Raw genomic sequence first — 14,380 nt, forward strand, 5'->3', positions numbered from 1 at the left:
GCGTGGATTGTAAATATTTACATAGATGCGGTAGCTGCGCCTTAACGATTAGCTATAATGAGCAAAAGAAGCTAAAAATCGCTAAGATAAAAGAGCTTTTTGGAAAGTTTTATAGCGGGGAATTTGAATTTTTTCAATCAAATGAAGTTGGATTTAGGAGTAGGGCGGAGTTTGGTATCTGGCATGAAGATGGCGATATAAGCTACTGTATGCGTGGGGTTAATTCTCAAAAATTGCCAATTGATAGCTGTCAAATAGTGGATTTGAAAATATCAAATTTAATGCCTAGACTGCTAAATGCTATTAAAGATGATGAGGCTTTAGTGGGGCGGCTATTTGGTGTGGAGTTTATCAGTTCGGCTAAAAGCTTGGTGGCAACACTTTTGTATCATAAGGATATAGATCAAATTTATGATAATCTAGCAAGATTACAAAGCAGATTAGAAATCGGCTTGATCGCTAGAAGTAGGGGAGTGAAGCTAGAATTTGGCAATGTAAATATCGATGAGATATTGATGGTAAATGGGCGTAAATTTTACTATACTATGAGTGATACTGCCTTCATCCAGCCAAATAGAAATATGAATGAAAAGATGATTTCATGGGCTGTAGATGGGATTATGGGTGGGGCTGATTTAATAGAATTATATTGCGGTCATGGTAACTTTACTTTACCTATTAGTTTTAAATTTAATCAAGTTTTAGCTACTGAAATCTCAAAAAGCTCAATCAATATGGCTCTTGAAAATTGTAAATTAAATAGCGTAAGCAATATCAAATTTGTTCGCTTAAGTGCTGCTGAGATAATGAGCGCAATGGCTAAAGAGCGAGAGTTTGAAAGATTGCGTGGTGTAGATCTAGATAGTTATAAATTTAGCCATATATTAGTCGATCCACCTCGTGCTGGGTGCGAGGATAGTGTGCTAAAATTTATGAGCGGGATTGATAATATTATCTATATTTCGTGTAATCCACATACACTTAGAGATAACCTAAATATTTTATCACAAACTCACAAGGTGGTTAAATTTGCCATTTTTGATCAATTTGTCCATACTAACCACATAGAATGTGGCGTAATATTAGAAAAATTCAATTAAGATTACTTTCTTTCTATTTTTAATCATACTTTTAAATATATTAAGCTAAATTTAATTTTTGCATTCAAAATTTATATCTTTTTATATAGTATAATTTTACATAAAATAATACATAAAATAATACACATACAAAAGTCAAATATTTCACCTTAAATTTTATGGATAAATTACTATCATACAAAAGGTAAAGTCAATTAAAATATGGTAAAATCGATATATTAATATATAAAAATAGGTTGGAAATTGCTAAATTTATTTTAGTTTGAAAATTATAGTTTTCAATACAAAATATATAAAATAGTGCGTATTTTACTATTTTATATCATTCTAGCTTGGGTTTTTATTTTGGGTTAAGATTTTGGTTTTCAGATACAAAAATATATAAATTATGGCTTTTAGCTTTTATTTATTATTATGTTTATTGATTTTAATTTTGAAATATTACCATTTTGATGTTTTAAGTATTGATTAATATGGGTTTATTTGATTTTAAAATTTATCGTTCATAATGCTTATTTAAATTTGCTTAACTCTAGATAATTAATTTTAGTCTGTGTATAGGCTACAATTGCTTATTTTATATCGGTAATTCAAGCTAAAAAATAGATAAATTTAAATAAAAGATATAAGAAGTAGAAATAAAATATGGTAAATAGGGGATTTATACACTCCCCTACTCTATTAATGCGATATGGCTCCACTAGCACCAATGCCAGTTTGTGCTCTGAAATCTTGAGCTTCAAATCCAGTTCTATCCACTTTAGCCCTTTGTGAGTTATCTAGTTTAGATATGATATAGATAGCTATAAATGTGATAGGCATACTAAATATTGCAGGATAATTATAAGGGAAAATAGCACTCTCAAATCCAAGCACACTTACCCAGATACTAGGACTTAATGTAACTAGACTAATTACGCCAAATAGTCCTATCAAGCCACCATAGAATACACCTTTTGTGCTAAGCCCACGCCAATATATACAAAGTAAAATTATAGGAAAATTTACACTAGCTGCTATGCTAAATGCAAGTCCAACCATAAATGCTACATTTTGCCCTTCAAAAGCCATACCAAGTAAAATCGCTAGTAATCCTAGAGCTATTGTAGCTCTTTTAGTTACTTTCATCTCTTGTTTTGCATCGCATTGTCCATTTTTGCAGACATTGACATACAAGTCATGGCTGATAGCTCCAGCTCCAGATATGGTAAGCCCAGCCACAACAGCTAAGATAGTAGCAAAGGTTACAGCACAGATAAATCCATAAAATATATCTCCGCCTAGCACTTTAGAAAGCTCTATTGCCTCCATATTTGCTATACCATTAAATTTACCATCAGCTCCTATAAATTCAGGATTACCAAGCAAAAATGCGATAGCTCCAAAGCCTATAATAAATGTTAAAATATAAAAATACCCTATAAATCCTGTAGCGTAAAATACAGATTTTCTAGCCTCTTTGGCATCTTTTACTGTAAAAAATCTCATTAAAATATGAGGTAATCCAGCAGTGCCAAACATCAAAGCAAGCCCCAAAGATATAGCAGATATAGGATCAGATAGTAAGCCACCAGGTCTCATAATATCTTTGCCATTAGGGTGATTTGCAATGGCTAAATCAAAATATAAGCTAAGATTAAATTCAGAGCGATAAAGTATCATAATAGCCATAAAAGTAGCCCCACCTAGCAATAATCCAGCCTTAATAATTTGCACCCAAGTAGTAGCGTGCATACCGCCAAAAGCCACATATAATATCATCATAATTCCTACGATAACTACCGCTACTTCATAAGGCAACCCAAAAAGAACTTGTATCAAACTTCCAGCACCAACCATTTGAGCTATAAGATAAAATACAATAAGTATAAGTCCGCTAATTGCTGAGATTACCCTTACAGGCTTCTCATCTAGTCTATAAGCAATAATATCTGAAAATGTAAATTTTCCTAGATTTCTGAATTTTTCTGCTATCAAAAATAGCACAATAGGCCAACCTACAAGCCATCCTATTGAATATACAAGCCCATCAAAACCGCTATGAAATACAATCCCTACAATCCCCAAAAAGCTAGCCGCACTCATATAATCCCCAGCTGTCGCCATACCATTTTGAAATCCAGTGATATTGCCCCCAGCAGTGTAAAATCCAGAAGCGGATTTTGAAAGTTTATTGGAGTAGTATGTAATGCCAAGTGTAGCCAAAACAAAGATACCAAACATTAAAATAGCAATGATATTTAATTCGCTTTTTGCTCCATTTAAATCCAAACTAGCCCCATAACAAAAGGCAAAAAATAGTAGCGATATTATAAATATTCTCATTCTAGCCCCTTTATACCATATTTTTGAGCGTTGTCTAATTTACTATTTGATTTTATTATTTCAATAATTTGCATTTGCTCTTTATCAAAATATTTATTTGCAAATAGCGTATAAACGCCAGTAGATAATATGGCGATAATGATTATCGACACACCACACACAATCCCAAGTGTAATAGAGCTAGGTCCTATTTTGTATCCTAAAATATCGGGATAAAAACCAATAGCTAGTATAAAAGCGAAAAATATAGCAAAAATTCCGCAACTCATCAAAACGCAAAATCTATTTCTAAAAGAGATAAATTTATTATATCTCTTTAAAATATCTTGATTTTTCATCTTGCCTCCCTATTTTTATTTGAGCTACAATTCTATCTCAATCATAGGGATTAATCAATAAGATATTTTTATTAGAATATTAATTTAAAATTATATTAATCTTATTAAAGATATATAAATTAATTATATATTACTAATTATATTTTTATCTTTTATAAATATTAATATATATGATTTATAAAAATTATCAATAGATATAAGATTTGGATTTAATAAAATTATATGATAAATTTAAATATATAAGATAATTTTACGTAATATTAATCTAAATTTGAAAAATATTTTAAAATTTATCTCTATTTATCAAATTTAGACGCACTTTGAACTCTGCTTTTGGTATTTTCTAATGAGTCCTTTTCTATAATTGAGATAATTCCTTTTAAAAGTTTGATAGAAGCCTCTATTTCTACTTTGCGAGTAGAGATACTCTCCACATTAGCCCCTATGCTAACTCCCTTTGTAAGACCATATTTATATAAAAATTCAAACATATCAAGGCTTAATTTCACTGAATTTTCCAATGGATCATTACTATCAAAGATTCTACGCTTAGATAATTCACTTATAGATACTCCTAGCCACTGCATAAATTCTAATGTCTTTTCATTGCCGCAAGGCGTGAAAGTGAAGATTATCGGAGTATTTTTGATCCCTAATGCCGCAAAATCATCTAAAAATCTCTTCGCAGTTTCGATATCATAAACCGCTTGAGTGATGAAAAACTCACATCCTTTAAGGCGTTTGGATGCTACACGCAGATCTTCATTGTGCTTTTTCATATGTCTTTCTGGGATACATATACCGCCAAGAGTTAGGCTATTTGCTATCTCTTTTTTCATTTTATAGGCTTCATTTAGGGCAAGTCTAGGAGTATCACTAGCTGAGCTAGCCCCTACAAATACGCTTATAGCATTACTATGAGATAGTAAAAAATCTCTAAATTCACTCTTATCATAGTTGCCAACAGCCTTGTATATCACAGATTCATAGCGATTTTGTAAATAATCCTTAGCATAAATTTCAGGATTTATCGTTCGGACAAATTCAAATGTCCTATTATCTGAGTTGCGACTACTCTCATCTTGTAAATCATAGATTACTAGGCCATCTATCTTTATCCCTTCAAGCCTTTGAAGTTGCTTTAAGGCTATCTCTTTAGCTTTATCTTCGCTTAGACTAATTTTGGGCGGAGTAAGACCATATAAAATAATTCCCGATCTACCTTGTTTTATCTTATCTTTTAGCATATAACTCCAAATTTATTTAATAGAGCCAACCGAAGTTAGCTCTGTAAATAAATTAACTCATACGGACAATTTTAACCGCTTTTACCATATTTTCTAAGCTAGGTTTTACCTCTTGCCATTTGCGTGTTTTTAATCCGCAATCTGGATTGATCCATAGCTGAGATTTAGGCAATACCTCTAAAAGAGCGTTGATTTGAGTTGCTATCTCTTCGACCGTAGGAATTCTAGGACTATGGATATCATAGACACCTGGACCAACCTCTTGTTTGTAGCCAACTGATTTAAAGATTTTTAATAGCTCATTGCCACTTCTTGCTGTCTCGATACTGATTACATCGGCGTCCATTGCTTCAATGGTTTTGATAATATCGTTAAATTCAGAATAACACATATGAGTGTGAATTTGCGTGGTTTTATCTGCTACGCAAACGCTTAATTTAAAGCAATCAACAGCGAATTTCTCATATGCTGGGATATTCTCTTTACGAAGTGGATACCCCTCTTTAAATGCCGCTTCATCAACTTGAATGATTTTGATACCAGCTTTTTGTAAGTCATCGATCTCATCATAGATACAAAGTGCAAGCTCTTTAGCTATATCACTTCTTGGCTTATCATCACGCACAAAGCTCCAATTTAGGATAGTTACAGGGCCTGTTAGCATACCTTTCATAATCTTTGAAGTTTTGCTTTGAGCGTACGTGATCCACTCTACAGTCATTGGTGTTGGACGGCTCACATCTCCAAATAGAAGTGGTGGTTTAACGCAGCGACTACCATAGCTTTGCACCCAACCATTAGCGCTAAATGCGTATCCTTTTAGCTGTTCGCCAAAATACTCAACCATATCATTTCTCTCTGGCTCACCATGGACTAATACATCTAATCCGCACTCTTCTTGGAATTTGATACAATCATCAATATATTTTTTAATCTCACTCTCATAGGACTCTTTTGTGATTAGAGATTTTTTATATGCGTTGCGGACTTGGCGAAGCTCTGGAGTTTGTGGGAAACTACCAATTGTAGTAGTAGGAAGTTCAGGTAGGTTAAATAATGCTTTTTGGGCTTTTATACGCTCTTCATAGGCTGTATCTCTATCAAATTTAGTTAGTGATTTAACTCTATTTTGAACATTTATATCATTGATTAAATCTGAAGTTTTTCTAGAGGCTATGGCAGCTCTGTTGGCTTCTATTAGGCATTTGCCAGTTTCACAAAACTCGCCACCATTTACCAATTTTTTTAAAATTTTAAGCTCTGTAAGCTTCTCAACACCAAAGGCCAACCACTCTTTTATAGCCAAATTATCTTCATATTTTAAAGTATATGGCACATGTAATAAAGAGCAAGAAGTCCCGATATATAGGCGCTCATCTGGGATAAATTCTTTTATTTTATTTGCGATTTGAGCCTTAGCATCAAGGTTACTAACCCACACATTTCTACCATCTATCAAACCAGCAAAAAGCACCTTATCGCTATTAGATAGTATCTCAAGAGCCTTATCTTGAGATGAGGCATGGACAAAATCTAAACCTATAGCCCAAATTTTGCTTTTTACTACTTCTTTAACCGCTTCATTTGCATGCTCAAAATATGTCATAAATATGATTTTGACACTGTTTGCAGCAGTGGCTAAAGAATCGTAAATTGGCACTATTTTATCTGCTAATTCACTAGCTTTATCAGTTACAAATATCGGCTCATCAATTTGGATAATAACCTCGCTATCAAGCTTTGAAAGCTCACTAATTAGCTTGGTATATTGCTCACTTAAAGCATTAAGGTGATCAAAAGCATTACTACCATCTGTTGTTTTGCTAAGCGCTAAGAAGGTAATAGGGCCAATTAGATTGATTTTAGCTTTATCAACCCCAGCTTCTTTGGCCTCTTTATACTCAGCAATAATCTTGCTACTATCTAGCTTAAATTTAGTATCTCGGTTAAGCTCTGGCACGATATAATGGTAGTTTGTATTAAACCACTTTGTCATCTCCATAGCTACGCTATTTGCATTTCCTCTAGCCATTGAGAAGTATAGATCATATCCGCTAAGCCCAGCAAATCTAGGCGGAATAGCACCAAAAGTGATGATATTATCAAGCATTAAATCATAATATGAAAAGTCATTTACACTGATTAGATCTACTTTTGCATCTATCTGATAGCCCCAGTGGCGTTTTTTTAGCTCACTAGCTACATTTTGAACTTCATTAAAGCTAGTTTTACCAGCCCAAAAACTCTCAAGGGCAAATTTAAGCTCTCTTTGTTCGCCTATTCTTGGAAATCCCGTTACAAAACTTTTTGACATATTATTTATCCTTATATAATTATTTTAAAAATTAAATTTAAATTCTACTATTGGCAAAGTTGCGCATCTCAAAAAGCACAAGCGGCGGCCAAAGTCCATGAAATCTATAAAATTGGCTAAAATCGCTAAAATAGAATTTTTTTAATTTTAATAACGCTATGCGAGCTTTGCGTCTAAATACGCAGTTGCAATGCGTAGGAAAAGCTACTATAAAGGCCAAATATGATATAGCACTTATAAATGAGAGTTGTAACCTAACTAAAAATATAAATTTATCTTTATTTAAAGCTTTAGAAATAGCACGATAAGCAAGCACACATGGGACAGCTCATAGCCTTGTATCCTTAAAAATTTAAAATTTGGCCAAAATTCTATCAAAAATCTTATAAATAATAGCTGAAATAGCCCTGTTTAAGCAAGGCTATTAACTCTCTTTAAAGAGTTTTGAAGCTAGAATTTGAACTTTATCTTGGTCGCTTGATTTTTTCATTGTTTTAAAGATTTTATTTAGATAACCTTCGAAAAATTCGTGATTATTTATCGCTTTTTCATTTGGAGCTCTTACCACACTGCTATACTCTCCATCGCTACCTAATTCAAATGCTAACTCATTATCTTGGATTTGTAAGCGTAAAATTTCGCCCAATTTCCCTTGTGATACCGCATCAGTAATAGGCGTCATAAGCTCTAATCTTCTTTCTAAATTTCTAGGCATCCAATCAGCACTACTTATGTAAAATTTAGGATTTGCGTGTTTAAAATAGAATATTCTAGCGTGTTCTAGGTATTTACCTATGATTGATCTGACCTTGATATTTTCACTCATTCCTAACACTCCTGGACGAAGACAGCATATACCTCTTATGATTAAATTTATCTGCACTCCAGCATTACTAGCCTCATATAGAGCCTTGATAACATCGCTATCTACTAGGGCATTCATTTTGGCTATAATTCTGCCTTCACTTCCCATTTTTGCTTCATTTTTAATCATTGCTATTACACGCTCTTTAATCTGCATTGGAGACATTGATAGCTCATTTAAGCGACGATTTTTGCTAAATCCTGATAAGATATGAAAAAATGTAGTAGTATCCTTAGCCACATCATCTCTAGAGGTAAAATAGCTAATATCTGTGTAGATTTTGGCACTACTTCCATTATAGTTTCCAGTACCTAGATGGATATAGAAATTTAGCTTATCTCCAATTTGGCGTATAACTTGACTAACTTTAGCATGAACTTTAAATCCAGTAATTCCATATATCACATGAGCACCAGCATTCTCTAATGCTTTAGCCCAGTGAAGGTTATTTTCTTCATCAAATCTAGCTTTTAACTCCACCATTACCGTAACTTGCTTTCCATCGTTGGCTGCATCTATAAGGGATTGGATTATGGCTGAGTTTTTCTCCACTCTATAAAGGGTCATTCTAATAGATATAACTTTTGGGTCTTTGGCTGCTTCTTTAATAAATTGCGTTACAGGATCAAAGCTCTCATATGGATGAAATAACAACACATCTTCTTTATCAATAGCATCAAACATAGAGACATTTTGACCAAATGGCGGCAAAGTCTTAGGCGTATATGGTGGTAATAATAGATGGGAAAACTCTTTATCAGAGATAATCTGCCAAAGCGCCCCAAGTGTCAAAGGTGTGCTATATTCATATATATCTTTATAGAAAATTTTCATATGTAAATTTAGAAAATCCAAAATTTCAGGATCGCAACCAGAGTCTATTTGTAATCTTACAAACGCACCTTTTCGGCGAAGTTTTAGCCCCTGTTCTAAAATAAGCATAAAGTCATCGGCCTCTTCTTCTTCTATTACCATATCAGCATTTCTAGTAACCCTAAAAGCACAGCTACTAAGTAGCCTATAGCCAGGAAATATCTCGCCTGCATGTCTATGAACTATACTCTCAATTGGCACATATACGCCATTTCCAGCATAGTAAAATCTAGGTAATACTCTACTAATCCTAATCATACCAAATTTGACAATCTCAGGATGAGCATCATCGCATAATTTAACCGCTAAGGCAAAGCTAAGATTATTAAGATGAGGAAAAGGGTGGGTTGGATCAACCGCAATTGGCACAATAACAGGCAATATATTTGAGAAAAAGTACTCATCTGCCCTAACTTTAATCTCATCGCTTAACTCTTCATAATTTTGGATATATAATCCATGCTCAGCAAGCTTACTAACGGTATCTTTATAGTAAGCTTCTAGTAGTTGTTGCTCATCTTTTAGATACTTTCTAATCTCCCTTAGCTGATCTAGTGGGGTCATCTCATCGCTACCGCTTACTACTATACCAGCGGCAAATAGCTGCTTAAGCCCAGCTATCCTAATCATATAAAATTCATCTAAATTTGTGCAATATATCGCTATAAATTTAAGCTTTTCTAATAGTGGAAGATCTTTGCTGCATTGAGCTAAAACTCTAGAGTTAAACCTAAGCCAAGATAGCTCACGATTGATAAACATATCTTTATTTTCCATATTAACTTCCCTTTTTGTCGTTTTTACCACTAAATTCTCGTAAAAATCTAGCTTGAGTCTTTAGCCAATCTTTAAGCTCTATAAGTGGATGTCCGCCATACTCCTTGCTACCTTCAATGCTCTTTGATACAGCACCACGCCCAGCTATCTTAGCAAAATCACCAATGCTTAAATGCCCCGCAGTTCCACTCTGACCGCCCATTATAACATTACGACCAAGCTTAGTGCTTCCTGCTAGACCAACTTGAGATACTAAGATACTACCATATCCGATTTCGCAGTTATGGCCTATTTGGACTAGATTATCAATTTTTGAGTATTTACGCACGATTGTAGGCTCGAAAACCCCCCTATCTATCGTAGTACAAGCTCCAATCTCCACGCAATCTTCTAAGATTACCCAGCCATTATGATATATCTTAATATGCTCTCCAGTCCTTGTGTGTGCGTAGCCAAATCCATCGCTACCTATTACTGAATTTGCATTTATTATACACTCATTACCAATTATACTATCGGCGTATATTGTTACATTTGGGTGGATTACACACTCATTGCCAATTTGGACATTATCGCCGATATATGCCCCTGGCATAATTAGACTATTTTTACCAATGCTAACTCCGCTACCTATATATACATTTGGCATTATAGTTACGCTCTCATCTATATTTGATGGTTTAAATTCCCTAATTAGCGGTTTTGAAAAGTGCTTTGATAAGATAGCAAAGGCAAGATGTGGATTTTCTACCACGACCGCCCTACTCTTTACCATATCAACCATATCTTTAGTCACTAGCACAGCACCAGCTTTACAATCAGCTAAATACTTTGTATTTTTAGATGAATCGCAGTAGCTCATCTGTCCTTGCTTAGCTAAAGCTAGGGAGCTAAGTGAGGCAATCTCCATATCATCTCCGCTAAATTCTAATCCTAAAATAGAGTAAATTTGACTTAATTTCATCACACTTCCATCATCACTGAGCCGCTACGAACTATCTGAATTGGGTTATACTTTCTCATAACCTTGATAAAACAATCAATTCTAGCTGAGTTATCACAGCCCATTATTATTATATATTGCTCATTTGCATTTGCTACTATAGCGTTATATGATTTGAGTATCGCATCAAGTCCGCTAAAATCCTCATTAAGCGATATTTTGATAAGTACCATCTCTTTTTCTACATATTCGCCACTATCATCTATAACCTTATATGTAGGTATGAGTTTATGAAGTTGCTTGACAATCTGCTCAAATACTCTAGCATCGCCACTTGTAGTAATTGTAACTCTTGAGAATTCGCTATCGGGTATCGGAGCTACTGTTAAAGAGTCGATATTGTATCCACGCCCAGAAAATAACCCAACTATACGGCTTAAAACCCCGTGTTCATTTAATACAATTGCTGAAATAACTCTTCTCATTCTTACTCCAATATCATATTATAAATTGCAGCACCAGCTGGAACCATCGGCAAGACATTTTCAAATCTATCTATCTTAACCTCGATCACGCTTACGCACTCGCACTCCAAAGCCTGATTTAAAGCAGATTCAAACTCACTCTTTGTAGTAGCTACAAATCCTTTACCGCCAAAGCCTTCGCAAATTTTGATAAAATCAGGCTGAATGCTAAGATCAGTGTGTGAGTATCTCTCATCATAAAAGAATGTTTGCCACTGACGCACCATACCTAAGAAATTATTATTTAAAATAATATTTATAACTCGCTTTTTATTTGCCACTAAGGTCATTAGCTCTTGGATATTCATCAAAAATCCACCATCACCACTAACTGCAATCACTGGAGCATCACTAGCCCAAGCAGCACCCATCGCAGCTGGAAGTCCATATCCCATAGTGCCTAAGCCACCGCTTGTAAGTAATTGTCTAGGGCGATTAAATGGAAAAAACTGCGCTACCCACATCTGGTGCTGACCCACATCGGTGGCAATTACACACTCTTTTGGTAGCATTTGCCCCATTTTTTCTACTACCCATTGTGGTTTTAAAACTTCATCGCTATCTTTATAACTAAGTGGATGAAGTTTTTTATAAATTTCAATTTGCTCTCTCCAAGCAGCAAATTCATCGCCATTTAGATTAATTCTATCATTTAATTCTACCATTACATTTTTCAAATCACCAACTATAGGATAATCCACACGAACGATTTTACCAATGCTACTTGGATCAATATCTATATGAATTATTTTAGCATTTTTGGCAAATTCGCTAAGTTTGCCAGTAACCCTATCATCAAATCTAGCCCCAAGACAGATAATCAAATCAGCCTCACTTAAGGCCATATTAGCAGCGTAACTACCATGCATTCCAACCATAGCTAAATTCAAAGGATTAACAGGAGTTAAAACCCCAAGTGCCATTAGCGTCTCTACAGCTGGAATTTGAGTCTTTTGAACAAACTCTCTAATCTCATCACTAGCACCACTACTTACAGCACCGCCACCTATATAAACAATGGGTTTTTTGGACACTAGTATAGCCTCGCAAGCCTTTTTAATCTGATTTGGATGACCTTTTGTAGTTGGCTTATATGTTTGCATTTTTATCTGGCTAGGATACTCAAAATCGCCAATAGCAGCCGTTACATCTTTAGGAATATCGACATGAACAGGACCTGGGCGACCACTTCTTGCTATATAGAATGCTTGTTTTAATATAAGCGGTAGCTCTTCAATGCTTTTGACTAAAAAATTGTGCTTAACACATGGTCTTGAGATACCTACAGCGTCAATCTCTTGAAATGCATCAGTGCCAATTAATGGTAAGCCAACCTGACCGCTAATAAGCACTAACGGGATAGAATCAGCATACGCCGTAGCTAAGCCGGTTATAGCATTAGTAAAGCCTGGACCACTAGTAACAAATGCCACACCAACCTCACCGCTAACCCTTGCATAGCCATCAGCAGCGTGTAGGGCTGCTTGCTCGTGGCGTGTTAAAATGTGTGTGAAATACTCTTGTTTGTATGTTTCATCATATATATTTAATGCTGCACCGCCTGGATAGCCAAAGACAACGCTAACACCCTCATATTTTAGTGCTTCGCTTATCATTTGCGAGCCATTTAGCTTCTTCATATTTTTACCTTTTATTAACTTTGATTAAAATTCTTTGATTATAGCATTAAATTTATTTAGAAAGGTTAAAAATATGAAATTAAGTAAAATTAAATTACAAATGTATCAAATTTACATATTAAATCGATTTTTTCTATCACCTCTTTGGCATTTTGGCAATTTATGCTATCTAGAATTTGCCTATTTGCTCCCCAAGTTACATTTATGTATTCTATTTTTGCATTTTTAGCAGCTAGTTTATCTTTATAGCTATCGCCTATAAATATTGCTTGATTGCCAAGTCTATTTGTGATGAAATTCAGCATATCTGGGGCTGGCTTACAAGGCATGGTAGCGCTAGCACCTACAATTATCTCAAATTTATCTAATATTTTAAGATTTGATAATATCTGATTTAGGCTTGTATCTGGAGCGTTAGAAGCAACTGCCATTTTATAACCCATTTTTTGAAAATAATCCATTATATCCAAAGTATCTTGATAAATTTTAGCGTGTAAAAAGTAGTTTTTCTGATACTCCTCTTCAAAAATTTTAATCATATTTTGGTTAACTCTCTCTACTGCGTAAAATTCCATCATATAGTTTTTTGCTGGATTATTGATAATTTCTATAATCTCATTATCATCTAATGGGGGCATATTTAGCCCTTGTCGCATATAATTAATAGTATTACAAATCGCCTTATCACTATCAACAAGAGTACCATCCATATCAAAGATTATAACCCTACTCATAAATCTGACCTTTGTGTTTATCTTTTTTGTAGCTTTTTAAATTTTTAAGCTTTTCAAGTGAATTTGCAGCTTTTAAAAGTGTTGTTTTATCATTTAGAGTAATAACCAAATTTACAAACTCGCAAAGTGATTTTGAGTATGGCTGATCTAAATAGACAGGCTCTATTTTAGCTAGAATTTGTGAGTTTTTATCTACAAGAGCTCGAAATTTACTCTCATCATAATCATCTCTTTTTAAATTTCTAATAGCTAATTTAGCAAATTTTTCAAGCCCCCTTAGATATTTGACCCGCTTTACTTTATCATTCATGGCTTTACTATATCAAGACCTTTTTTAGTCGCTAATATCATACCACCGGATAAATTTATCACATCTTTATATCCATTTTGGATTAAAATTTCAGATGCGGTTTGGCTTCTATGTCCGCTTCTACAAATTACAGCAATCTTCTTATTTGGGTCTGTTTTTTCTTTTATCATATTTATAAAATTCTCATTATAATACCCATTATCATCTGTTAAATTTACTAAAATAGCACCCTTTAATACTCCATAACTCCACTCGATCGGAGTGCGAATATCTACAATTTGTATATTTTTGTCATTAACTACACTCTCATCTATATCTACATTTATATACTTAGCCATAGCCATCGCAGTTGTAAAAAACATCATTAATAACACCTTTATCATTTTATTT

At 34.1% G+C, this 14,380-nt stretch carries 12 protein-coding genes; 1 reads left to right on the forward strand and 11 read right to left on the reverse strand.

Features of this window, described 5'->3' with window-relative positions; all coding sequences use genetic code 11:
* The first annotated feature begins 2 nt into the window (after window positions 1-2).
* A complete protein-coding gene (trmA, locus tag CSUIS19073_RS00830) occupies window positions 3-1,100 on the forward strand; it encodes a tRNA (uridine(54)-C5)-methyltransferase TrmA (RefSeq protein WP_086236676.1) in 1,098 nt (365 codons plus the stop codon).
* A gap of 681 nt (window positions 1,101-1,781) precedes the next feature.
* Here the strand turns inward: trmA and CSUIS19073_RS00835 are convergent.
* The 11 genes from CSUIS19073_RS00835 to CSUIS19073_RS00885 all read right to left on the reverse strand — a co-directional run bounded on the left by CSUIS19073_RS00835 (window position 1,782) and on the right by CSUIS19073_RS00885 (window position 14,373).
* Window positions 1,782-3,425, reverse strand: a complete 1,644-nt coding sequence (locus CSUIS19073_RS00835) for a cation acetate symporter (RefSeq protein ID WP_086236677.1) — start codon at window positions 3,423-3,425, stop codon at window positions 1,782-1,784.
* Window positions 3,422-3,763, reverse strand: coding sequence for a DUF485 domain-containing protein (locus CSUIS19073_RS00840; protein ID WP_086236678.1), 342 nt, complete (start codon window positions 3,761-3,763; stop codon window positions 3,422-3,424). The genes CSUIS19073_RS00835 and CSUIS19073_RS00840 overlap by 4 nt, the downstream gene beginning before the upstream one ends.
* A 296-nt stretch (window positions 3,764-4,059) precedes the next feature.
* A complete protein-coding gene (locus CSUIS19073_RS00845; protein ID WP_086242098.1) occupies window positions 4,060-5,010 on the reverse strand; it encodes a methylenetetrahydrofolate reductase in 951 nt (316 codons plus the stop codon).
* A gap of 52 nt (window positions 5,011-5,062) precedes the next feature.
* Window positions 5,063-7,324 (reverse strand): 5-methyltetrahydropteroyltriglutamate--homocysteine S-methyltransferase, encoded by a 2,262-nt coding sequence (metE, locus tag CSUIS19073_RS00850; RefSeq protein WP_086242099.1) that lies wholly within the window; start codon window positions 7,322-7,324, stop codon window positions 5,063-5,065.
* A 424-nt stretch (window positions 7,325-7,748) separates the two neighbouring features.
* Complete coding sequence (locus tag CSUIS19073_RS00855) at window positions 7,749-9,839, reverse strand: RNA degradosome polyphosphate kinase (protein ID WP_086236682.1); 2,091 nt, start codon at window positions 9,837-9,839, stop codon at window positions 7,749-7,751.
* Between the two features lies 1 nt (window position 9,840).
* Window positions 9,841-10,803, reverse strand: a complete 963-nt coding sequence (gene lpxD, locus CSUIS19073_RS00860; RefSeq protein ID WP_086236683.1) for a UDP-3-O-(3-hydroxymyristoyl)glucosamine N-acyltransferase — start codon at window positions 10,801-10,803, stop codon at window positions 9,841-9,843.
* Window positions 10,803-11,267 carry an acetolactate synthase small subunit gene (gene ilvN / locus CSUIS19073_RS00865; RefSeq protein ID WP_086236684.1) on the reverse strand — a complete coding sequence of 155 codons (465 nt, stop codon included), beginning with the start codon at window positions 11,265-11,267 and terminating at the stop codon, window positions 10,803-10,805. Before ilvN ends, lpxD begins: the two co-directional genes overlap by 1 nt.
* A gap of 2 nt (window positions 11,268-11,269) precedes the next feature.
* Window positions 11,270-12,946, reverse strand: a complete 1,677-nt coding sequence (locus tag CSUIS19073_RS00870) for an acetolactate synthase large subunit (protein ID WP_086242100.1) — start codon at window positions 12,944-12,946, stop codon at window positions 11,270-11,272.
* A gap of 89 nt (window positions 12,947-13,035) precedes the next feature.
* Window positions 13,036-13,680, reverse strand: coding sequence for an HAD family hydrolase (locus CSUIS19073_RS00875; RefSeq protein ID WP_086242101.1), 645 nt, complete (start codon window positions 13,678-13,680; stop codon window positions 13,036-13,038).
* Window positions 13,673-13,990, reverse strand: coding sequence for a hypothetical protein (locus CSUIS19073_RS00880; RefSeq protein ID WP_086236687.1), 318 nt, complete (start codon window positions 13,988-13,990; stop codon window positions 13,673-13,675). The genes CSUIS19073_RS00875 and CSUIS19073_RS00880 overlap by 8 nt, the downstream gene beginning before the upstream one ends.
* Window positions 13,987-14,373 carry a rhodanese-like domain-containing protein gene (locus CSUIS19073_RS00885; protein ID WP_086236688.1) on the reverse strand — a complete coding sequence of 129 codons (387 nt, stop codon included), beginning with the start codon at window positions 14,371-14,373 and terminating at the stop codon, window positions 13,987-13,989. The genes CSUIS19073_RS00880 and CSUIS19073_RS00885 overlap by 4 nt, the downstream gene beginning before the upstream one ends.
* Window positions 14,374-14,380: the final 7 nt, after the last annotated feature.

The sequence above is a fragment of the Campylobacter sp. RM19073 genome (assembly GCF_024723495.1).
Lineage (GTDB): Bacteria > Campylobacterota > Campylobacteria > Campylobacterales > Campylobacteraceae > Campylobacter > Campylobacter porcelli.

What these genes read in the sequence shown, in the direction of transcription:
- CSUIS19073_RS00845 (WP_086242098.1), bottom strand. Translation starts at nt 5,010, where the DNA reads ATGCTAAAAGATAAGATAAAACAAGGTAGATCGGGAATTATTTTATAT.
- CSUIS19073_RS00870 (WP_086242100.1), bottom strand. Translation starts at nt 12,946, where the DNA reads ATGAAGAAGCTAAATGGCTCGCAAATGATAAGCGAAGCACTAAAATAT.
- CSUIS19073_RS00880 (WP_086236687.1), bottom strand. Translation starts at nt 13,990, where the DNA reads ATGAATGATAAAGTAAAGCGGGTCAAATATCTAAGGGGGCTTGAAAAA.
- ilvN (WP_086236684.1), bottom strand. Translation starts at nt 11,267, where the DNA reads ATGAGAAGAGTTATTTCAGCAATTGTATTAAATGAACACGGGGTTTTA.
- CSUIS19073_RS00885 (WP_086236688.1), bottom strand. Translation starts at nt 14,373, where the DNA reads ATGATAAAGGTGTTATTAATGATGTTTTTTACAACTGCGATGGCTATG.
- lpxD (WP_086236683.1), bottom strand. Translation starts at nt 10,803, where the DNA reads ATGAAATTAAGTCAAATTTACTCTATTTTAGGATTAGAATTTAGCGGA.
- CSUIS19073_RS00835 (WP_086236677.1), bottom strand. Translation starts at nt 3,425, where the DNA reads ATGAGAATATTTATAATATCGCTACTATTTTTTGCCTTTTGTTATGGG.
- CSUIS19073_RS00875 (WP_086242101.1), bottom strand. Translation starts at nt 13,680, where the DNA reads ATGAGTAGGGTTATAATCTTTGATATGGATGGTACTCTTGTTGATAGT.
- metE (WP_086242099.1), bottom strand. Translation starts at nt 7,324, where the DNA reads ATGTCAAAAAGTTTTGTAACGGGATTTCCAAGAATAGGCGAACAAAGA.
- CSUIS19073_RS00855 (WP_086236682.1), bottom strand. Translation starts at nt 9,839, where the DNA reads ATGGAAAATAAAGATATGTTTATCAATCGTGAGCTATCTTGGCTTAGG.
- CSUIS19073_RS00840 (WP_086236678.1), bottom strand. Translation starts at nt 3,763, where the DNA reads ATGAAAAATCAAGATATTTTAAAGAGATATAATAAATTTATCTCTTTT.